The 20,461-nt window shown below is 74.2% G+C and carries 16 protein-coding genes; 7 read left to right on the top strand and 9 right to left on the bottom strand.

Going from position 1 to position 20,461, the window contains the following annotated elements; translation table 11 throughout:
* The first annotated feature begins 85 nt into the window (after nucleotides 1–85).
* Nucleotides 86–556 carry a universal stress protein gene (locus ABZ117_RS18950; RefSeq protein ID WP_356822148.1) on the top strand — a complete coding sequence of 157 codons (471 nt, stop codon included), beginning with the start codon at nucleotides 86–88 and terminating at the stop codon, nucleotides 554–556.
* Between the two features lie 244 nt (nucleotides 557–800).
* Nucleotides 801–2,225, top strand: coding sequence for an amino acid permease (locus ABZ117_RS18945; RefSeq protein WP_356822147.1), 1,425 nt, complete (start codon nucleotides 801–803; stop codon nucleotides 2,223–2,225).
* On the opposite strand, the gene ABZ117_RS18940 is transcribed toward ABZ117_RS18945, so the two are convergent.
* Nucleotides 2,226–3,380, bottom strand: coding sequence for a CapA family protein (locus ABZ117_RS18940; protein ID WP_356822145.1), 1,155 nt, complete (start codon nucleotides 3,378–3,380; stop codon nucleotides 2,226–2,228).
* A gap of 213 nt (nucleotides 3,381–3,593) precedes the next feature.
* On the opposite strand from ABZ117_RS18940, the gene ABZ117_RS18935 reads away from it, so the two are divergent.
* The 3 genes from ABZ117_RS18935 (at nucleotide 3,594) to ABZ117_RS18925 (ending at nucleotide 5,619) form a co-directional block, all read left to right on the top strand.
* Nucleotides 3,594–4,142, top strand: coding sequence for a sigma-70 family RNA polymerase sigma factor (locus ABZ117_RS18935; protein WP_356822143.1), 549 nt, complete (start codon nucleotides 3,594–3,596; stop codon nucleotides 4,140–4,142).
* Nucleotides 4,143–4,298: 156 nt separating this feature from the next.
* Nucleotides 4,299–4,814 (top strand): hypothetical protein, encoded by a 516-nt coding sequence (locus ABZ117_RS18930; protein WP_356822142.1) that lies wholly within the window; start codon nucleotides 4,299–4,301, stop codon nucleotides 4,812–4,814.
* Nucleotides 4,815–4,965: 151 nt separating this feature from the next.
* Nucleotides 4,966–5,619 carry a zf-HC2 domain-containing protein gene (locus tag ABZ117_RS18925; protein WP_356822140.1) on the top strand — a complete coding sequence of 218 codons (654 nt, stop codon included), beginning with the start codon at nucleotides 4,966–4,968 and terminating at the stop codon, nucleotides 5,617–5,619.
* Nucleotides 5,620–6,599: 980 nt separating this feature from the next.
* Here the strand turns inward: ABZ117_RS18925 and ABZ117_RS18920 are convergent.
* From ABZ117_RS18920 to ABZ117_RS18910, 3 genes are all read right to left on the bottom strand, one after another.
* Nucleotides 6,600–7,463 carry a DNA-formamidopyrimidine glycosylase family protein gene (locus ABZ117_RS18920; RefSeq protein WP_356822138.1) on the bottom strand — a complete coding sequence of 288 codons (864 nt, stop codon included), beginning with the start codon at nucleotides 7,461–7,463 and terminating at the stop codon, nucleotides 6,600–6,602.
* A 55-nt stretch (nucleotides 7,464–7,518) separates the two neighbouring features.
* Entirely contained in the window at nucleotides 7,519–9,585 is a 2,067-nt protein-coding gene (locus ABZ117_RS18915) for a SpoIIE family protein phosphatase (RefSeq protein ID WP_356822136.1), read from the bottom strand.
* Nucleotides 9,586–9,736: 151 nt separating this feature from the next.
* Nucleotides 9,737–10,801 (bottom strand): DUF6777 domain-containing protein, encoded by a 1,065-nt coding sequence (locus ABZ117_RS18910; protein WP_356822134.1) that lies wholly within the window; start codon nucleotides 10,799–10,801, stop codon nucleotides 9,737–9,739.
* A gap of 163 nt (nucleotides 10,802–10,964) precedes the next feature.
* On the opposite strand from ABZ117_RS18910, the gene ABZ117_RS18905 reads away from it, so the two are divergent.
* A complete protein-coding gene (locus tag ABZ117_RS18905) occupies nucleotides 10,965–12,386 on the top strand; it encodes a lipase maturation factor family protein (protein ID WP_356822132.1) in 1,422 nt (473 codons plus the stop codon).
* On the opposite strand, the gene ABZ117_RS18900 is transcribed toward ABZ117_RS18905, so the two are convergent.
* From ABZ117_RS18900 to ABZ117_RS18885, 4 genes are all read right to left on the bottom strand, one after another.
* Nucleotides 12,374–13,213 carry an amidohydrolase family protein gene (locus ABZ117_RS18900; RefSeq protein ID WP_356822130.1) on the bottom strand — a complete coding sequence of 280 codons (840 nt, stop codon included), beginning with the start codon at nucleotides 13,211–13,213 and terminating at the stop codon, nucleotides 12,374–12,376. The genes ABZ117_RS18905 and ABZ117_RS18900 overlap by 13 nt on opposite strands.
* A gap of 73 nt (nucleotides 13,214–13,286) precedes the next feature.
* Nucleotides 13,287–14,255 (bottom strand): aldo/keto reductase, encoded by a 969-nt coding sequence (locus ABZ117_RS18895; RefSeq protein WP_356822128.1) that lies wholly within the window; start codon nucleotides 14,253–14,255, stop codon nucleotides 13,287–13,289.
* Nucleotides 14,252–15,010 (bottom strand): SDR family oxidoreductase, encoded by a 759-nt coding sequence (locus tag ABZ117_RS18890; protein WP_356822126.1) that lies wholly within the window; start codon nucleotides 15,008–15,010, stop codon nucleotides 14,252–14,254. Before ABZ117_RS18890 ends, ABZ117_RS18895 begins: the two co-directional genes overlap by 4 nt.
* Complete coding sequence (locus ABZ117_RS18885) at nucleotides 15,007–16,347, bottom strand: L-fuconate dehydratase (protein WP_356822124.1); 1,341 nt, start codon at nucleotides 16,345–16,347, stop codon at nucleotides 15,007–15,009. Before ABZ117_RS18885 ends, ABZ117_RS18890 begins: the two co-directional genes overlap by 4 nt.
* A gap of 220 nt (nucleotides 16,348–16,567) precedes the next feature.
* Here ABZ117_RS18885 and ABZ117_RS18880 point away from each other — a divergent pair, with 220 nt between their 5' ends.
* Nucleotides 16,568–17,269 (top strand): FadR/GntR family transcriptional regulator, encoded by a 702-nt coding sequence (locus ABZ117_RS18880; protein WP_356822122.1) that lies wholly within the window; start codon nucleotides 16,568–16,570, stop codon nucleotides 17,267–17,269.
* Between the two features lie 60 nt (nucleotides 17,270–17,329).
* Here ABZ117_RS18880 and ABZ117_RS18875 read toward each other — a convergent pair whose 3' ends face one another.
* Nucleotides 17,330–20,353: a glycoside hydrolase family 38 C-terminal domain-containing protein gene (locus ABZ117_RS18875; RefSeq protein WP_356822120.1), complete on the bottom strand. Its 3,024-nt coding sequence runs from the start codon at nucleotides 20,351–20,353 to the stop codon at nucleotides 17,330–17,332.
* Between the last annotated feature and the right edge of the window lie 108 nt (nucleotides 20,354–20,461).

Genomic DNA, 20,461 nt, shown 5'->3' with positions numbered 1-20,461 from the left:
AGCGGCCGGCGCCGCCCCGGCGGTGCGGACCGGGCGCGGGGCCCCGCGCCCGGTGGGAGGGAATGGTTCCGATAGCCTCACGGCCGTGACGGAACAGCACGAACAGCGCTCGCATCAGTTCGAGCGGGGCACGGACGGGCCGAAGGTCGTCCTGGTCGGGGTGGACGGCTCGGAGTCCTCGATGCGCGCCGCCGCGTACGCGGGGGGACTGGCCCGCCGCCAGCACGCGCTGCTCGCGGTGGTGTACGTGCAGCCTGTGCTCGCGGCCGGCGCGGCGCTCGGGGCGCCCGTGGCGGAGACCACCGACGAGATCGCCGACGAGCTGGTGGCGCAGATCCGGGAGGCCGCCGAGCGGCTCAAGGGGATATTCGAGGTGCGCTGGGAGTTCCACACCTTCCGCGGCGACCCGTACACCGGGCTGGTGACGGCGGCCGACGAGCTGAAGGCGGACGCGGTGGTGGTGGGTGCCTCGGAGCAGGCCGGACACCGGATCATCGGTTCGGTGGCGGTCCGGCTGGTGAAGGCGGGACGCTGGCCGGTGACGGTCGTACCGTAACCGCGCGGGATCGGGGCGGCGGGAGCGGCCGGCGACCGTCGGCGGGCAGGCACCCCGCCGCACGCCGGCGGGCTGCCGCCGGCCGGCCCCCGTGCACGGGTTCCGTCCCGGGCCGTGCGCGGGCTCCGTCCGCAGCCGCGTGTGGACTCGGTCCTGGGACGTGCGTGGCGTCTTCCCTGCGGGGCGGCCCTGAGCCATCATGATCCGCCGTCAGCCGTTTGCCGTCGGCGAAGAGGTGAGGCGCATGGACAGGCTCCGCGCGGGTGAGGGCATTCTCCGCCGCAAACCCATCGAACACATCGAGGACACCGAGATCACCGAGGGGCCCCGGCTGGAGAGGTCGCTCGGGCTGTGGCAGCTCACCGCGATCGGGGTCGGCGGCATCATCGGCGCGGGCATCTTCACCCTCGCCGGTACGGTGGCCAACGGCACGGCCGGCCCCGCGGTGCTGATCTCCTTCCTGATCGCCGGTCTCGCGAGCGCCTGCGCGGCCCTGTCGTACGCCGAGTTCGCCGGGATGATCCCGAAGGCCGGTTCGGCGTACACGTACGGCTACGCGGTGCTGGGCGAGTTCGCGGGCTGGTTCATCGGCTGGGACCTGCTGCTGGAGTACACCGCGATCGTGGCGGTGGTGGCGATCGGCATCTCCGGCTACTTCGGCTTCCTGGTGACGGACATGGGCGCGCGGCTGCCGGACTGGATGCTGGGCGCCCCCGGCACCGGGCACGGGCACCGCGTCGACCTGTTCGCGGTGGTGCTGTGCCTGCTCATCGCCTGGCTGCTGAACCTGGGCATGCGCAGCGCGGCCCGCTTCGAGACCTTCGTGGTGGCGCTGAAGGTGCTGGTGGTGCTGATGGTGATCGGGGTGGGCGTGTTCCACATCGACAGCGGGAACTACCACCCGTTCTTCCCGTACGGCGTCGGCGGCGCATTCGACGGCGCGGCGCTGGTGTTCTTCGCGGTGTTCGGTTACGACGCGATGTCCACGGCGGCCGAGGAGTCGAAGGACGCGCAGCGGCACATGCCGCGGGCGATCATCTACTCGCTGGCGATCTCGATGGTGCTGTACGTGGCGGCCTGTCTGGTGCTGACGGGCATGCAGAACTACCGGGACATCGACAAGGAGAGCGGTTTCTCCACGGCGTTCAAGTCGGTCGGGCTCGGCGCGCTCGCGGACGTGATCGCGGTGGGCGCGATTATCGGCATCCTCACCGTGATGTTCACGTTCATGCTGGGCGTGACCCGTGTCTGGTTCTCCATGTCCCGGGACGGACTGCTGCCGCGCTGGTTCGCCAAGACGCACCCCACCCGGCACGTGCCGACCCGGGTCACCTGGATCGTCGGGGCGGCCTCGGCGGCCATCGCCGGGTTCCTCCCGATCGCCGACGTGGCCGAACTGACCAACATCGGCATCCTGCTGGCGTTCGTGGTGGTGTGCGCGGCGGTGATCGTGCTGCGCTACCGGCGGCCCGACCTGCCGCGCGCCTTCCGCACCCCGTGGATGCCGTTCCTGCCCGCCCTGGGCATCCTCTTCTCCATCTGGCTGGTCACGCGCCTCCAGTGGCAGACCTGGGTCCGGTTCGTGGTGTGGTTCGTGATCGGCTGCGTGATCTACTTCGGCTACTCCTACCGGCATTCGGTGCTCGCCGCGCGGCGGCCCGCCGAGTGATCACTCGGCCATGACCAGGCCGTCCTGGGCGGCCCCGCGGCTGAGCACCACGTCCCGGATCCGGTCGCGCACCCCTTCGAGGTCGGCGCCCTGGGCGACGGCCCGGTCGAGGTCGACGACCCGGCCGGCGTCGAGGTCGTACAGCTGGGGGACGAACTCGGCCTTGGTGACCCGCCAGGCCCCGCCCGGCCGGTCGGGCGGGGCGAAGGTGAAGCGGCCGAGCGTGGACTCGTTGCCGCGCGGGTCCTGGGCGCCCTCGCGGTTGTACATCTCGCCCGCGATCTGGTCGCCCATGCCGTAGATCACCCAGGTGCCGTTGACCTTCTCGTACGCCTGCGGGACGTGGGCGTGGGTGCCCAGGATCAGGTCGATGTCGGGACGTCCGGCGGTGGCGGAGGCGGTGAGCCGCTGGGCGAGGGTGAGCTGGAGCCGGTCGGGTTCGTCCTGCCATTCGGTGCCCCAGTTCACGGACAGGACGACCACGTCGGCGCCGGCCCGCCGGGCGACGCGGGCGTCGGCGATGATCCGGTCCGCGTCGATCATGTTGACCGCCCAGGGCGCGCCGTGCGGCAGCGGGTTGCCGTTGGTGCCGAAGGTGTACGACAGGTGGGCGACCTTGGCCGGACCCGCCCGCAGGAGCGTCACCGAGCGGGCCTCGGCCTCGCTGCGGGCGGTTCCGGCGTGCCGCAGGCCGGCCGCGTCCAGGGCGTCCAGGGTGCGCCGGATGCCGGCGGTGCCGTCGTCAAGGGCGTGGTTGGAGGCGGTGGAGCAGCCGTCGTAGCCGGTGGCGGCCAGCCCCTTGGCGATCTGCGGCGGGGACCTGAAGGCCGGGTAGCCGCTGTAGGCGCCCTCGACGCCGTAGACGGTCTCCATGTGACACAGCGCCAGGTCGGCGTGGGAGACGAGTGGTTCGACGCCGGAGAGCATGGGGCGGAAGTCGTGGCCGTTGCCGCCGGCGTCGTAGGAGGCCCGCTCGATCACGGAGGTGTGCGGCAGCACGTCCCCGGAGGCGACGAGGGTGAACCCGCGGGCCGCGGCGGGCGCCGGGCGCCCCTGCTGCGAGCCGGAGTCCTGCCGGTTGTGGTTCTGGCAGGCGGCCGCCGCCGTGAGAACGGCGGTCAGGGCCAGGGCCACCTGCTGTCTGCGTCCGATCATCAACTCACCCCAGGTTGTCGTATATACAGACAAGGCCGTGACGGCATATGGGTATGAATCTGACGTGCCGGATAAACGGACCGGGGGCTCTGATTAGCCCGTCCGGTGCCGGAAGGACCGCTCGTCCGACCGTTCGCCGCCCCGATCGACCGTCCGCCGCACAGCCGGGCCCGCCCCCTGTCCGCCGGCCGTGCCCTGCGCTGCCATACGGCCATGACGGCCGGAACCTCACTCACCCACGGGTCGACGACCGCCGGGCACGAGCTCGCCGCGCTCCAGCGCGAGCACGGCGGTCCCCTGTTCGCCCTGCTGCTCAGGCTCTGCGACGGGGACCGGCAGCGCGCCGAGGACCTCGTCCAGGAGACCCTGGTACGGGCCTGGCAGCATCCCGAGGCACTGCACGCCGACGGCTTCGACTCCGTACGGCCCTGGCTGCTGACCGTCGCGCGGCGGCTCGCCATCGACGCGCGGCGGGCCCGGCGGGCCCGGCCCCGCGAGGTCGGCGACGCGGTTCCCGAGGACGCGCGGGTGACCGCCGACCACGCCGAACGGGCCGCCGCGATGCTCGACGTCCGGGAGGCTGTGAAGACACTCACGCCGGAACACCGTGACGTCCTGGTCCTCGTGTACTTCCTCGGGGCCAGTGTGGCGGAAGCGGCGCAGACCCTGGGGATCCCACCCGGTACCGTGAAGTCGCGCGCGTTCTACGCGCTGCGCGCCCTGCGCCGGGTCCTCCCCGGTTACACGGCCGACCTGCGGTGAAACCGGGATCCGGGCCAAGACTCGGCAAAGCGCCTTGCCGCCGGACACCCTGCGGGCATGGGCTGTCCTCATCCGCGTTCCGAGCGGGGGCCGGGCCGGGGAGGCCGGGCCCGGAGGTCGGGCGGCGCGCACGCACCGGAGGAAGGGCAGGAAGGGATGCAGCACAGAGGTCACGAGAGCAGGGACGGTACCGACGACGGTGAACTGACCGTCCCGATGGCCTGGTTGTACGCCGAGTACATCGCCGACGAGCTGCTGCGCACCGGCGATCTGATGCCGCCGACGTCCTTCGAGTTTCGGGCCGGCCGGGACGCGCTGGCGCTGACCGTGTTCCTGTCCGACACCGACGGCGAACTCTCCGGCATCCGGGTGATCTCCCAGCTGGAGAACTGGCTGTCGCTGACCGCCTACGACCAGCCGTGGCAGGACTGGGTGCGGGCCCGCATGACCGAGCTGGCCGAACGGGCGGCCGGCTCCGGCGCCCCCTCCCCCGACCTGGCACTGGCGGCGGACGCCTGGCGCTGGCTGGAGGAGACCGAGCTGCTCGCGCCGGACCTGGACGCCGTGCCGGGCGGTGGCGCGGTGTCCGGCGAGGACGACGGGCCGAAAGTGTGGACGCCGGCCTGGCGGCTCGGACTGCCCCTCGGGCACCTCGCGATCCACCTCTTCTGAACCGGCCGGAATTCACACCAATCCGCGGGCCGTACGGCTCCGAATCCCCTGTCCGCGATTCTGCGCGCGGCTTGAGTGATTCGGCGGTGGGCTGCGTACCGGTGGGAGCAAGGAGTAACCCCACCCGCACCCATAGGCACGAGGAATCGGCATGAGGTCCCTGGAAAGGCATCGCGACGTCGGCGCGTACGCGCTCGGCGTGCTGGACGAGGCGGAGGCCTTCCGCTTCGAGGACCACCTCATGGAGTGCCCCCGGTGCGCGGCACACGTGACCGGGTTCGGGCCCACGACCCGGCAGCTGATGCTGTACCGGCGGGCCACACCGCGCTTCGTGCACCCCATGACGCGGCCCGGGCCGCGGCTGCTGGAGCGGCTGCTGGGCGAGCTGGCGCAGCGGCAGCGGGCGCGGCGCCGCCGGCTGCTGTTCGGCCTGGCCGCCTCGGTGGCGCTGGCCGTGGCCGGCCCGGGGATCGTGGCCTTCGCCGGCCACGCGGAGCAGGCCACGCACGTCATGGCGGCGACCGATCCGGACACCGGGGTGTGGGCGCGGGTCACCTCGTCGGACGCGGACTGGGGCAGCGATCTGCGGCTCGAGATCAGGGACGGCTCGGGGCGGCACACCTGCCGGCTGGTCGCGGTCGGCCGCGACGGCACCGAACAGGTCGTCGCCGGCTGGACGAGCCCCGGCGACGGCAGCCGCCCCACCCACGCGATGGGCGCCGCCGCGCTGCACCCCGGCGAGGTCGCCCGGTACGAGGTCCGCACGGACGACGGCAAACGGCTGGTCACCGTCGACGCCCGGTAACGACGCCCACCCCCGGCCGACGGCCCGAGCGGGGCCGGCGGGGCCGGGTAGGGGCAGCGGGGGCGGGCGGGGCGGGCCGGCGGGCCGCAGGGAGCTGGCAAGGCCGGGCAGGGCGGCGCGGGGCCGGAAGGGCGCAGGGGCCGGCAGGGGCGCGGCGGGGCCGGCACGGGCGGGGCCCGCTTCGGCGGCCGATCGGGGCTCGCGTCGGCGGCTGGCCCGAGCTGCGTTCCGCAACCGGACTGGGCTCACTTCAGGAGTGCGGGGCGCCGCCAGGGCCGCGCAGGCCGGACACAGGCGCGCGGGACCGGCGAGAGGCCGCCAAGGCCGGACAGGGGCGGCGTCAGGGCGACGAGGGCGCGGGATCGGCATGGGCGGGGCCGGCACGGTCCGGGCCCGCTTCGGCGGCCGGTCCGGGCTCGCGTCAGCGGCTGACCCGAGCTGCGTTCCGCAACCGGACTGGGCTCACTTCAGGAGTGCGGGGCGCCGCCAAGGCCGGGCCGCCAGGGCCGCGCAGGGGCGGGCAGAGGCGCGCGGGACCGGCGAGAGGCCGCCAAGGCCGAGGGCGCTGGATCGGCAGGAGGGGCACCACGGTCCGGGCCCGCTTCGGCGGCCGGTCGGGACCCGCTTTGCGACCGGTCCGGGCTCGCATCGGCGGCTGGCCCGAGCTCCGGTCGGGCGGGGCCCACTTCAGGAGCGGGGGCCGCCAGGGCCGGACAGAGGCGGCGGGGCGGCGAGGGCGCGCCAATCGGCACCGGCGGGGCCGGCACGGTCCGGGCCCGCTTCGGCGGCCGGTCGGGGCTCGCATCGGCGGCTGGCCCGAGCTGCGTTCCGCAATCGGACTGGGCTCACTTCAGGAGTGGGGGGCCGCCAAGGCCGGACAAGGGGCCGCGAGGGCGCGCCGGCATCGGCAGGACGGGGCCGGCACGGTTCGGGCCCGCTTCGGCGGCGGGTCGGGGCTCGGGTCCGCAGTGGGGCGGGGGTTACTTCAGGAGTTTGGACAGGCGGCGGTCGGCGAGGGGTCTGCCGCCCGTCTGGCAGGTGGGGCAGTACTGGAGCGAGGAGTCGCTGAAGGACACCTCGCGGATGGTGTCGCCGCACACCGGGCAGGGTTCGCCCGTGCGGCCGTGCACACGCAGGCCGCTCCTCTTCTCCGACTTCAGGCGCCCGGCGGCCACACCGCGGGAGCGCTCGACCGCCTCGGTGAGCGTGCCGCGCAGGGCCTCGTACAGCCGGTGGGTCTCCTGCGGGGTGAGGGACGCGGCGAGCTTGAACGGGGACATCCTCGCGGCGTGCAGGACCTCGTCGCTGTAGGCGTTGCCGACGCCGGCGATCAGCGACTGGTCGCGCAGGGCACCCTTCAGCTGACGCCGTTCGTCCCTCAGCAGCGCCGCGAACCGGTCCTCGTCGAAGTCGTCGGCGAGCGGGTCCGGGCCGAGGCGGGCGATGCCCTCCACCTCCCGGGGGTCGCGGACGACGTAGACGGCGAGGCGTTTCTGGGTGCCGGCCTCGGTGAGGTCGAAGCCCTCGCCCGTCTCCAGCGCCACGCGCAGCGCGAGCGGGCCCTTCCCGGGCTTCGGCGGGCCGTCCGGCAGCCGGTCCCGCCAGTGCAGCCAGCCGGCGCGGGCCAGATGGGTGACCAGGTGCAGCCCGGTGTCCGTCACGATGTCCAGGAACTTGCCGTGCCGGCGCACGGCCGTCACCTCGGCGCCCTCGACGGCGGTGACCGGAGGGTCGTACGTCTTCAGGACGCTGACGGCGACCGGCAGCACCCGCACCACCCGCAGGCCGACCAGGTGCTCGGTGAGGAAGTCCGTCAGCGCTTCTACCTCGGGCAGTTCCGGCATACGTCCAGAGTGCCATCCGGTACCGACAACGCCCCGCGCTGCGCCGGGCCGGCCGCTACGGCATCCGGAACTCGCACCACACCGCCTTGCCGCCGCCGCGCGCCTCCACGCCCCACACGTCGGCGAGCCGGTCCACCAGGAGCAGACCGCGGCCGGAGACGCCCTGCTCCCCCGCTTCCCGGCGGCGGGGCAGGGCGCTGGAGGAGTCCTCGACCTCGATGCGCACCCGGCGGTCACTGCCGGCCAGGGCCCGCAGGGTGACGATCGCGGAGCCCTCGGTGTGCATCAGCGCGTTGGTGATCAGCTCGTCGGCGACCAGCTCGATCTCGTCGGCTCGGTCACGGGCGCCCCACGCGCGGACCGCGGCCCGGATCATGTGCCGGGCGTGGATGAGGGCCTCCGGGTCGCCGGGCGCCACATGCTGGCGGAGCCGGCCGCGGGCACGCGCGGCCTCGGGGGCGCGGCGGCGCAGCAGGAGCAGGGCCACGTCGTCGTCGCCGCCCTGCTCCTCGGCCAGCCGGATCAGCCGGTCGGCGAGGTCGCGCACCTCGTCCGGGCCGTTCCCGATGAGCGTGGCGAGGCCGCGCATGCTGTCGTCGAGATCGGTGCCGGGCTGTTCGACGAGTCCGTCGGTGCACAGCAGCAGGGTGTGCCCGGGGTCCAGTTCGAGGGTGGAGACGGGGTACTCCAGCCGCCCGAACTCGGCGGACAGGCCGAGCGGCAGCCCGCCCTCGACGGGGACCCGGCCGCAGGTGCCGTCGTTGCGCCGGACCAGCGGGTCGATGTGCCCGGCGCGGACCATCTGGACGACGCCGGTGGACAGGTCTGCCTGGGCGTACAGGCACGTGGCGAAGCGGTCGGTGTCGAGTTCGTGGAGGAAGACGGAGGCGCGGGCCATCACGGTGGCCGGGGTGTGGCCCTCGGCGGCGTAGGCGCGCAGCACGATCCGCAGCTGGCCCATGACGGCCGCGGCGTGCGTGTCGTGGCCCTGGACGTCACCGATGACCGCGCCGACCCGGCCTCCGGGCAGCGGGATGACGTCGTACCAGTCGCCGCCGATGTCCCGGCCGAGGGCGGCCGAGCGGTAGCGGACGGCGATGTCGGCGCCGGGGACGCGGGGGATGGTGCGGGGCAGCATGGCCTGCTGGAGGCCCTGGGCGAGGTCCTTCTCCTGTTCGTAGAGCCTGGCCCGCATGAGGCTCTGCGCGATGCTGCTGCCGAGCGCGACGAGGACGGCGCGTTCCTCGGCGGAGAAGCCCCGCCGGTCGTCGTAGAGCAGGCCCATCGCGCCGATCGGCCGGGCCTGGGCGATCAGGGGCAGGTAGGCGGCCGAGGTGATGTGCAGGTCGGTGAGGTGCGGCCAGAGGATCGGGTAGCCCTCGGCGAACTCCTCCGGGGACTCGATGAACCGGGGGCTGAGCGTGCGGACGACCTCGCTCAGCGGGTACGGCTCGTCGATCCGGGTGACCCGGGTGCCGGGGACGAAGCTGCCCGCGGGGCCCTCGGCGACCAGCCGGATACGGCCGGCCTCGACCAGGCCCATCACCAGGCTGGCCGCGCCGAGGTGGCGGACGCCGTGGGTGTCCTTGAGGACGTCGATGACGTCCTGGATGCTGCGGGCGTGGGCGAGGGCGGCGGAGATGACCTGGACGACTCCGGTCTGCTGCCGGAAGGCCTCGTCCTGGGCGGCCCGGTGGCTGCGGGCCGCACTGTCGGCGAGTTCCTCGGTGGCGTCCCGGACGATGCCGACGACCCGGCGGGGGCGGCCCGAGTCGTCACGCCGGATGTAGCCCTGGGTGTGCGTCCAGCGCGCGGAGCCGTCGCGGCAGCGGATGCGGAAGTAGGCGCCGTAGTTCTCGCTGCCGTCCTTGATGGCCCGGGAGACCACCGCGTCGAGCCGGGCGGCCTCCGGCGGCGGCACCCGGACGGCCAGGGTCTCCGGACGGCCGTCGTACTCCTCGGGCCGCAGGTCGAACACCTCGAAGGCCTGGGCGTCCATGTGGAACAGACCTGCGTCCAGGTCCCAGTCGAAGCTGCCCATGCGGTTGAGCGCCAGGATCGGGTCCGGGTGGGCGGGCCAGTCCTGCGGGAGTGACAGGGCGCTCGCTCCCCGATCAGCCATGGAGCCACCTTGCCAGCATTTGTCCGATTCTTCGACTGCGGTCCGGGTCCGGGTCCGGCCACCGGGCACCTCGGCCGGACCCGCTGCCACCGCCGCCGCGACCGTCACCGGAGCGGTGTCGGCCGGGAACGCGGGAGCCGCGCCGACCGCTTCAGGCGCCGCCGTCCGGCGGGGCGGGGGCGGCGGGTGCGCTCCCGGGCGGGCCGGGGCGCCCCGTGGAGGGCGGTGCGGTGGGGGCGGGGCCGCTGTCCGGGAGACCTGTCGGAGTGGGGGCGGTAGGCGCGGGGCCCGTCCGAAGCGGACCGCCGGTGTGCGCGGGGCCGGTGCGGTCGGGGGCGGGCCCGGGCCTGGCGGTCGCCTGCGGGGACGGGGACACGACCCGGTCCCGGCCGACGTCCCGGCCGGTCCGCCGTTCGATCCAGACACGGGCGTCGACGTCGACGATCGTGAGGGTGGTGACGGCCCTGGGCGCCGGGGTCACCGCGATCACCTGGCTGGGCCGGTAGCCGGGCCAGGCGGCACCACGGGCGTCCACACCGTTGTGGGCCTCGGTGGGCGCCTTCAGCGGGTTGCCGCAGGCGCAGCGCACCCGGGGCACACCGCGGTCGTCGACCAGGACGGCGGTGCCGGCCTGGAGCACGGCCTGGTAACCGGCCGCCTGCCGGTCGCGGTAGGCGTGACTGGTGACCCGGGTGTCCCGGCGCAGCGTGACCGGGGTCAGGCCGCGCAGATAGCCGGGGAGGGCCGGCACCGGGACACCCACCGCGCGGGCGAAGGCGCCCGCCTTGACCCGGTCCGCCGCGAGCGAGCCGATGTGCCGCTCCACGTCACAGCCGGCGACGTGCGGGGTGCCCCGGTACAGGCCGGGGGTCGCCCCTGACAGGCTGTGCGCCGCGGGCAGCGGGGCCCATGACCGCCCGCCGCCCGGCACGGCGGACGGGGGCGGTACGGAGGGGTGCGGGGAGGGCGGGGACGGGGGCGGCATCGTGGTCCCGGCCCGGTCCGGTGCCGGGCCCGTGGTGGCGGCCAGGGGGTCGGTGCGGGCGGCGGGGCTGGAAGCGGTGGCGGGGGCCGTGGGCCCGGACCCGGACCCCGTGTCGGTGAAGGGCTCGGGGCCGCGGTCGGTGGCGGCCTGGAGGAAGACCGCCTCGCCCACCCGGTCCTGCTTGACGCCGGTGCCCGCGCAGCCCGCGGCGAGGAGCGCGAGTGGGAGCACGCAGGCCGTGACCATGGATCGGGGAGGTATCCGCACCGTGCACTCCGCATCACTCCGGGTAATTCCTCCCTATTGTTGGCATCGCCCGTGTTCGGCTGGCAACTCGGGGAAGGTCATCGTGAGAGCGGCGCCGGTGTCGCCGCACGGGAGGGCGCGCACGACCGTGGACTGGTTCTCCGCACCCGGCTACTGGCTGAGCCGGCTGGTCTTCCAGCGGGCTCTGGCCGCCGTGTACCTGGTCGCGTTCTTGTCGGCGGCCCTCCAGTTCCGGGCCCTGCTGGGCGAGCGCGGCATGCTGCCGATCCCCCGCTTCACGGCCCGGGTCCGGTTCCGGCGCGCCCCGAGCCTGTTCCAGCTGCACTACTCCGACCGGTTCTTCGCGGCCTGCGCGTGGGCGGGCTGCGCGGTGTCGGCGGCCCTGCTCGCCGGGGCGGACTCCGCGCTGCCGCTGTGGGCGGGGATCCTGCTGTGGCTGGTGCCGTGGGCCCTGTATCTGTCGATCGTCAACGTGGGCCAGACGTGGTACGCGTTCGGCTGGGAGTCGCTGCTGCTGGAGACGGGTTTCCTGGCCGCGTTCCTCGGCAACGGCGAGGTGGCGCCGCCCGTCGTCGTGCTGTTCCTGCTGCGCTGGATCCTGTTCCGGGTGGAGTTCGGCGCCGGGCTGATCAAACTGCGCGGCGACGCGTGCTGGCGGGATCTGACCTGCCTGTACTACCACCACGAGACGCAGCCGATGCCGGGCCCGCTGAGCTGGTTCTTCCACCATCTGCCGGGGCCCCTGCACCGGGCGGAGGCGGCCGCCAACCACGTCACCCAGTTGGTCGTACCGGTCCTGCTCTTCACCCCGCAGCCGGTCGCCTCGGCCGCGGCGGCCCTGATGATCGTCACCCAGCTGTGGCTGGTGCTCTCGGGCAACTTCTCCTGGCTGAACTGGATCACCATCGTGCTGGCCCTGTCCGCGCTGTGGCTGCCGGGGTCCGTGCCGTCCGTGCGGCCGGCACCGCTGTGGTACGAGGTGCTGGTGCTCGCGGTCGCCGCGCTGCTGCTGTTCCTGAGCTACCGCCCGGTGGTGAACATGGTCTCCCGCCGCCAGGTCATGAACCGCTCGTTCGACCCGCTGCACCTGGTGAACACGTACGGCGCGTTCGGCAGTGTCAGCCGGGTCCGCTACGAGGTGGTGGTGGAGGGCACGCTGGACGGCAGCCCGCGCGAGGACTCGGACTGGCGGGAGTACGCGTTCCGGGGCAAGCCCGGCGATCCCCGGCGCTGGCCGCGCCAGTTCGCCCCGTACCATCTGCGCCTGGACTGGCTGATGTGGTTCGCGGCGCTGTCACCCGGTTACGCCGGGGAGTGGTTCGGCGGCCTGGTGGAACGCCTGCTGGAGAACGACCGTGACACGCTCAGACTGCTCCGCCGCTCCCCGTTCCCGCCGGACACCCCGCCCCGCTACGTCCGGGCCCGGTTGTTCCGGTACCGCTACACGAGCCCGCGGGAGTGGCGGGAGACCGGGGCGTGCTGGGAGCGGACGTACGTGCGGGAGTATCTGCCGCCCACGCGGCTGGCCGGGGCGGTTCACAGGCCGTAGACGCGCCGCGCGGTGCCCTCGAAGAGCGCCGTGCGCTCCGCCTCCCCCAGATCAGCGGTCAACTCGCGGGTGAGGCCGTGCACTTCGCCGTACGACATCACCAGGGTGCACACCGGCCAGTCCGAGCCGTACATGAGCCGGCCGGGGCCGAAGGAGTCCAGGGCCGTGTCGGTGTACGGGCGCAGCGCGGCCGGGGTCCGGGTGGCCGGGCCGGCCTCGGTGACCAGGCCGGAGAGTTTGGCCACCGTGTTGGGCAGGGCGGCGAGGGCGCGCAGGTCCGCCGCCCACCTCTCGTGGCCCCCGGAGGCGATGGGCGGCTTGCCCAGATGGTCCAGGACGAAGGTGAGCCGGGGCACGGCCGCTGCCGCCCGGGCGCAGGCCGGGAGCTGGTGGGGCAGCACCACGAGGTCGTGGACCAGGCCGGCGTCGGCCACGGCGGCCAGGCCGCGCCGGACGTCGGGGCGCAGCAGCCACCCGGGGTCGGGTTCGTTCTGGACCTGGTGCCGGACGCCCTTGAGGTAGGAGCCGCCCGGCAGCGCCCGCAGCCTGGCCAGTTCGTCGGCGATGTCGGGGCGGGTGAGGTCGGTCCAGCCGACGACCCCGGCGATCAGCTCGTGCCGGTCGGCTAGGAGGAGGAGTTCGGGGGTCTCCTCGGGCACGGTGACCGTCTGGACCAGGACGGTACGGTCGACGCCGGCGGCCCGGGCCTCGGGTTCGAGGTCGGCGACGCCGAAGTTCCGCCGCAGCGGCCGCAGTCCGGGGCCGTGGAGCCAGTCCTGGTCGCGGACAGACAGGTCCCAGACGTGGTGGTGCGCGTCGACGGTCACGGCGGCTCCCGGAGGTCGGCCGGTTCCGGACCGGTGCTCGGTGCCCCGCGCCGTGCGGTCCACGGGGCGGCCGTCATGCCGGCTCCCCGGGGGGCAGCAGGCCGCTCTCGCGCAGCTCCCGCCAGAAGGCGTCCGGTACCGGGGCGGCGAACCGGTCGGCGCAGTCGTGGACCTCGGCCGCCGACCGGGCACCGGCCAGAACGCTCGCCACGGCCGGGTGCGCGGCGCAGAAGGCCAGGGCGGCGGCGCGCAGGGTGGTGCCGTGCCGGTCCGCCACCGCCTTCAGCCGCAGGGCACGGTCCAGCAGGTCCCCGGGCGCCCGCGTGTAGTTGTACGTCGACTCCGGGGTGGGGTCGGCCAGCAGACCGGAGTTGAAGGGGCCGCCGATGACGACGGACACCCCGCGCCGGGCGGCCTCGGGCAGCAGCTCGGCCGCCGCGCTCTGGTCGAGCAGGGTGTACCGGCCCGCGCAGAGCACCACGTCCACGTCGGTGTCGCGGACGAACCGGGTGAGCATCTCCGCCTGGTTCATGCCGGCGCCGATGGCCCTCACCACGCCCTCGGAGCGGAGCCGTTCCAGGGCGGGATAGCCCTCGCGGAAGGCCTGCTCGGCATGGTCGTCGGGATCGTGGAGGTAGACGACGTCGACGCGGTCGAGGCCGAGGCGGTCCAGGCTCGCCTCCAGGGTGCGGCGCACGCCGTCGGCGGTGAAGTCCCAGACGCGGCGGTGGGTGGCGGGGACGGCGAAGCCGTGGGCGAGGTCGTCGCCGGTCCCGTCGGCCGGGTCCAGGCGGCGGCCGACCTTCGTGGACACCGTGAAGCGGGCGCGGTCGTACTCGCGCAGGGCGGCGCCCAGGCGGCGTTCGGACAGGCCGAGCCCGTAGTGGGGCGCGGTGTCGAAGTAGCGGATGCCGCGCTGCCAGGCGGCCCGCACCGTCGCGTACGCCTGCTCGTCGTCCACCGCGGTGTAGAGGTTGCCGAGGGCGGCGGCGCCCAGTCCCAGGGGACCGACCTCGACGCCGCTGCGGCCCAGGGCGGTCACCGGTCCACCGCCGGCCGCGGTCGCAGGCCCTGCATGCCGCCGTCCACGGCGAGGGCCGTGCCGGTGGTGGCGCCGGACAGGGGGCTGGCCAGATAGGCGACGGCGCCCGCGACCTCGGCGGCGGTGACGAGCCGCCCGGTGGGCTGGCGGGCCTCCAGCGCGGCGCGTTCGGCGGCCGGGTCGGGGGCCGCGTCCAGCAGGCGGCCGACCCACGGGGTGTCCGCCGTACCGGGGTTGACGCAGTTGACGCGGATGCCCTCGCCGACGTGGTCGGCGGCCATCGCGAGGGTCAGGGAGTACACGGCGCCCTTGGTCGCGCTGTACAGGGCGCGCCGCGGAAGGCCCGCGGTGGCGGCGATCGAGCAGGTGTTGACGATCGCCGGGTGACGGGAGCGGCGCAGATACGGCAGGGCGGCGCGGGCGGTGCGGACCATGCCGAGGACGTTGACGTCGAAGACGTGCCGCCACTCGGCGTCGTCGTTGTCCTCGACGGTGCCCTGGGCGCCGATGCCCGCGTTGTTCACCAGGACGTCCAGCCCGCCCAGCGCTGCGGCGGCCTCCTGTACGGCCGTACGCACCGAGCTGTCGTCGGTGACGTCGGCGCGCAGCGCGAGGATCGGCGGCTCCACCCCGGACGGGTCCAGGTCGAGCACGGCGACCCGGGCGCCACGGGCGGCGAGGAGGTCGGCGGTGGCCCGCCCGATGCCGGACGCGCCGCCGGTGACCAGGGCCCGCAGGCCCGCGAAGTCGCTCATTGCGCCCGTCCTTCCGGGGTGTCGGGGCCGGCGGCCCAGTGGGCGCCGCCGGGGAAGGCGTACCGCGCGAGGGACTCCGGACGCAGGGCCGCGGAGAAGCCGGGCGCGGTGGGGGCCGTGTAGTGGCCGTCGCGGATGACGACCGGGGTGACGAAGTGCTCGTGGAGGTGGTCGACGTACTCGATGACGCGGTCCTCGGTGCTGCCGGAGAGGGCCAGGTAGTCGAACATCGACAGGTGCTGGACGAGTTCGCACAGGCCGGCCCCGCCCGCGTGCGGGCACACCGGGACGCCGAACTTCGCCGCGAGCAGCAGGATGGCGAGGTTCTCGTTTACCCCGGCGACGCGGGCCGCGTCGATCTGCACGATGTCGAGGGCGCCGGCCTGGAGCAGCTGCTTGAACATGACCCGGTTGTGGGCGTGTTCGCCGGTGGCGACCTTCACCGGGTGGACCGCGCGGCGGATCGCCGCGTGGCCGAGGATGTCGTCGGGGCTGGTGGGTTCCTCGATCCAGTACAGGCCGGCCCCCGCCAGGGCCCTGGTCCAGCGGATCGCCTCGCCGACGTCCCAGCGCTGGTTGGCGTCGACGGCCAGGCGGATCTCCGGTCCGACGGCGGCGCGGGCCACCCGGCAGCGCCGGATGTCGTCGGCGAGGTCGGCGCCGACCTTCAGCTTGATCTGCCGGAAGCCGTCGGCGACGGCCCGCGCGGCGAGCCGGCGGAGCTTGTCGTCGTCGTAGCCGAGCCAGCCCGGGGAGGTGGTGTAGGCGGGGAAGCCGCGTTCCAGCAGCCGCGCCCGGCGTTCCCCGGCACCCTGCCGGCCACGTCTCAGCAGGGCGAGGGCCTCCTCGGGGGTGAGCGCGTCGGTGAGGTACCGGTAGTCGATCTGCCCGGCCAGCCACTCGGGTTCGGCGTCGGCGAGCAGTTGCCACAGCGGCTTGCCGGCCCGCCGGGCGGCGAGGTCCCAGACGGCGTTGACGACGGCCCCGGCCGCCATGTGCGTCACCCCCTTCTCGGGCCCGAGCCAGCGCAGCTGGCTGTCGCCGGTCAGGTCCCGCAGCAGCGAGCCGGGGTCGGCGCAGAGGTCCTCGACGGCGCGGCCGAGGACATGGTCCCGCAGTGCGTCGATCGCGGCGACCTGGACGTCGTTGCCCCGCCCGATGGTGAACGCGAACCCGTGTCCCTCCGGCCCGTCGGCGGCGTCGGTGCGCAGGACGACGTAGGCCATCGAGTAGTCGGGGTCCGGGTTCATCGCGTCGGAGCCGTCCAGCTCGCGCGAGGTGGGGAAGCGGACGTCGTGGGTGTCTACCGCGGTGATGCGGGCAGGGGCGTGGGACACGGAGGCCCTTTCCGGTGACGGTGACGGTGGCGGCGGCGGTGCGGTGCGTGCGGTGGCCGGCGGTTCTCCGGAGGGGTGAGGACGGTGGACGTCCGCATACTTATCAGACCACTGTGGCGACCGGACAGCCTTCGGTGCGTAAAAACCGGGGTTTCGACGCGTAGTGGTCGGACCAGTGGGCTGGCTAGACTGCGACGCACCCGGCGACTGGAGGACTGGCGTGGACGAGGCGGCCCCGCGGAAGGGCACGGTGCCCCAGCGCGCCATCGAGGAGATCAAGGCGATGATCGCCGAGGGCCGGCTGGAGCCGGGCCAGCGGCTGCCGACCGAGCGTGAACTCGCCGTCCTGCTGGGGATGTCCCGCAGCTCGACACGGGAGGCGATCCGCGCGCTGACGGTCCTCGGCGTGCTGGAGGCCCGGCACGGCTCCGGTATCTACGTCACCGCGCTCGAAGCAGGCGATCTGCTGGAGACCTTCGGGGTGGTCGCCGGCCTGTCCCGGGGGCCGCGGCTGGTGGAGCTGCTGGAGGTGCGCCGGAGCCTGGAGTCGACGGCGGCCGCGCTGGCCGCCGCGCGCATCACCGCCGAGCAGCTCGCCGCGGTGGAGCAGCACTTGGCGGCGATGGACGCCACCGAGGACCCCGAGGAGGTCCTCACCCACGATCTCGCCTTCCACCGCGAGATCGCCCTGGCCGCGGGCAACGCGACCATGGCAGCCATCCTGGACGGCCTGTCCTCACGGACCTTCCGCGCCCGCGTCCGGCGGGGTCACCAGGAGAACGGCGCCCTCGCCCGCACCCGCCGCGAGCACGCCGCCATCCACCGCGCCCTCGCCGCCCGCGACCCGGAGGCGGCACGGGCGGCGGCCACGGTCCACGTCGGCGGGGTGGAGCAGTGGCTGCGCTCGCAGCTCGACGGCTGACCCCGCTCGGGGCCGCGCCGCGCACCGGCCCGCGCCCGGCTCACGCGCGTCCGTCTCCGGTCAGCCCCTGCGCAGCCGCAGCGTCATCAGCTCGAACGGCCGCAGCAGTACGGTGATCCGCCCGCCCTCGCGCACCGGCGGCCGTCCGTCGCCGCCCGGCCGTTCCAGCAGGTCCGTCACCGTGACGTCCGCGACCGCGAAGCCCGCGGTGAGGGTGGCGCGGGCCCGGCCGCCGTGGGCCTCGTGGAAGCGGACGACGACGTCGCCGCTGCCGTCGTCGGCGAGTTTGACGGCCGTGAGGACCACCGCGTCGTCGTCCACCGTGACCAGCGGGGCGACCGCACGGGCACCGGTCGTGTGCCGTTCCGGCAGGTTGATCCGCCAGCCCTCGCGGACCGCGTCGGCGATCGAGGCGCCGGGGACCAGGGCGTGCCGGAAGCGGTGGACGCCCTGGTCGGTCTCCGGGTCGGGGAAGCGCGGGGCGCGCAGCAGCGACACCCGGACCGTCGTCGTCGTACCGCGGTCACCGTCGGCGCGGACCGTGCGGGTCACGTCATGGCCGTACGTGGAGTCGTTGACGACCGCCACGCCCCAGCCGGGCTCCTCCAGGTGGACGAAGCGGTGGTTGCAGGCCTCGAACCTGGCCGCCTCCCAGGAGGTGTTGGTGTGCGTGGGGCGGTGGACGTGCCCGAACTGGGTCTCGGAGGCGTACCGTTCGGCGTGCACGTCGAGGGGGAAGGCCAGCTTGAGGAACTTCTCCGTCTCGTGCCAGTCGACCTCGGTGTCGATGAGCAGCCGCCGCTCCCCCGGCGGCAGGGACAGCACCTGGGTGACGCGGGACGCGCCGAAAGCACGCACGATCCGCACCGACGTACCGTCCTCGCCGGCCGTGACCGACACGGCGTCGGTGAGGTCGGTGACGGTGTTGCGGTAGAAGGCGTCGACGTCCCAGGCGTCCCACATGTTCGGGAAGTCCGGGTGGAGCTGGAGGAGGTTCGCGGCGGCTCCGGGGGCGATCGACTCGCGGTCGGCCGCGGGGTCGTGGACGGAGACGACCAGCCCCCGGGCGTCGACGCCGGTCCGCAGCAGGCCGTTGTCCAGGGTGAACCCGCCCCCCGCGCGGGCCGCCACCGTCGTCGTGCCGCCACTGACGGCCGGGGTGGCGGCGCCGCCCGCCGGGACGCCGCGGCGGGCGTGCGGGGCCGCGTTGAAGAGCAGCGGGAGGGTGCCGTCACCGGCCAGCGCACGCTGGGCGGACTCGATGACCGCGGTCAGTTCGGCGGCCACTCGCTCGTACGTCGCGCGGGCCTCGCGGTGCACCCAGGCGATGGACGAGCCGGGCAGGATGTCGTGGAACTGGTGCAGCAGGACGGTCTTCCAGATCCGGTCCAGCTCCTCGTAGGGGTACGGGAACCCGGCGCGTACCGCCGCGGTCGCCGCCCAGAGCTCGGCCTCGCGCAGCAGGTGTTCGCCGCGCCGGTTGCCCTGCTTGGTGCGGGCCTGGCTGGTGAGGGTGGCGCGGTGCAGTTCGAGGTACAGCTCGCCCACCCAGACGGGCGGTTCGGGGTAGTCGGCCTCGGCCCGCTCGAAGAACGCGCGCGGGGTCTCCCACGTGACGGTCGCGGAACCTTCGAGGTCGCGCAGCCGGGCCGCCCTGGCGACCATCTCGCGGGTCGTGCCGCCTCCTCCGTCACCCCAGCCGGTGGGCGCGAGGGAGTGCCGGGCCCTGCCCTTCTCCTTGAAGTTGCGGGCCGCGTGGGCGATCTCGGCGCCCGTCATGGAGCAGGTGTAGGTGTCGACGGGCGGGAAGTGGGTGAAGATCCGGGTGCCGTCGATGCCCTCCCACCAGAACGTGTGATGGGGGAAGCTGTTCGTCTGCGACCAGGAGATCTTCTGCGTCAGCAGCCACCGGGAGCCGGCCGCCCTGATGATCTGCGGCAGTCCCGCGGCGAAGCCGAAGGTGTCCGGCAGCCAGGCCTCCTGGTTCTCGATGCCGAACTCGTCGAGGAAGAACCGCTTGCCGTGCACGAACTGCCGGGCCATCGCCTCCGAGCCGGGCATGTTGGTGTCCGACTCCACCCACATCCCGCCGGCCGGCACGAACCGCCCCTGGGCCACCGCCTTCTTCACCAGCGCCCACACCTCGGGCCGGTGCTCCTTCACCCAGGCCCACTGCTGCGCCTGCGACATGGCGAACACGAACTCCGGTTCGTCCTCGACGAGCGCGGTCATGTTCGCCGTCGTGCGGGCCACCTTGCGGACGGTCTCCCGCAGCGGCCACAGCCACGCCGAGTCGATGTGCGCGTGCCCGACGGCGCTGATCCGGTGCGCGGACGGCACGGCGGGCGTGGACAGCACCCCGGTCAGCCGCGCCCGCGCCCGGCCGGCGGTGCCGTTCACGTCCTGGAGGTCGACGGCGTCCAGGGCGCGTTCGACCGCGCGCAGGACCTCCCAGCGGCGCGCGCAGTCCACGGGCAGCTCGGCCATCAGCTCGCCGAGCACCTCCAGGTCCTGCACCAGCTGCCACACGTTGTCGTCGAAGACGGCGAGATCCATGCGGGTGAGCGTGTACTGCGGTTCCCGCCCGGCGGTGTCCTTGTCGCCGAGCGGGGTGGGCCGGAAGTCGTGGTGGCCCAGGATGACCGGGTTGGAGGCGGCCTCGATGTGCAGGCGCACCTGCTCGCCGCCCGCGACGGGGGCGCCGACGCGCACCCACTGGTTGCGCGGGCTGAGACCCTTCACCGGGGTGCCGTCGGGCCGGTGAACGAGACCCTCGCACTGGAATCCGGGCATGTTCTCGTCGAAGCCCAGGTCCAGCAGCGCCTCGACGGTCCTCCCGGCCCACGCCACGGGCACGGTTCCGGTCACCCGGAACCAGCTGGTGCCCCACGGCGCGCCCCACCGGGCGCCCACCGCGATCGGTTCGGGCTCGGCGGCGAGGCCTTCCGCGACCGGCACGGGTTCGCCGGGCGCGTGCCACACCGCGACCTGGAGCGGCACGGACTCGGGGTACACGGCGGGGCGGATGCGTTCGGCGAGGACGCGCCCGAGGCGGGCCTCCACCAGAGTGCGGTCGTCATGCATGCGGGATCCTCCGTTGCTGCGTCGGGGGCCGGGGCTGCGCGGGTGACCGGGGGTGCGTGACGGCCGCGGGGGCCGACGAGAGGTACAGCTCCCCTACGGCGCGCGGTT

Source organism: Streptomyces sp. NPDC006309, from assembly GCF_040613095.1.
Taxonomy (GTDB): Bacteria; Actinomycetota; Actinomycetes; order Streptomycetales; family Streptomycetaceae; genus Streptomyces.
Note: the sequence above shows the minus strand (reverse complement) of the source record. Positions and strands in the feature narration are given on the sequence as shown.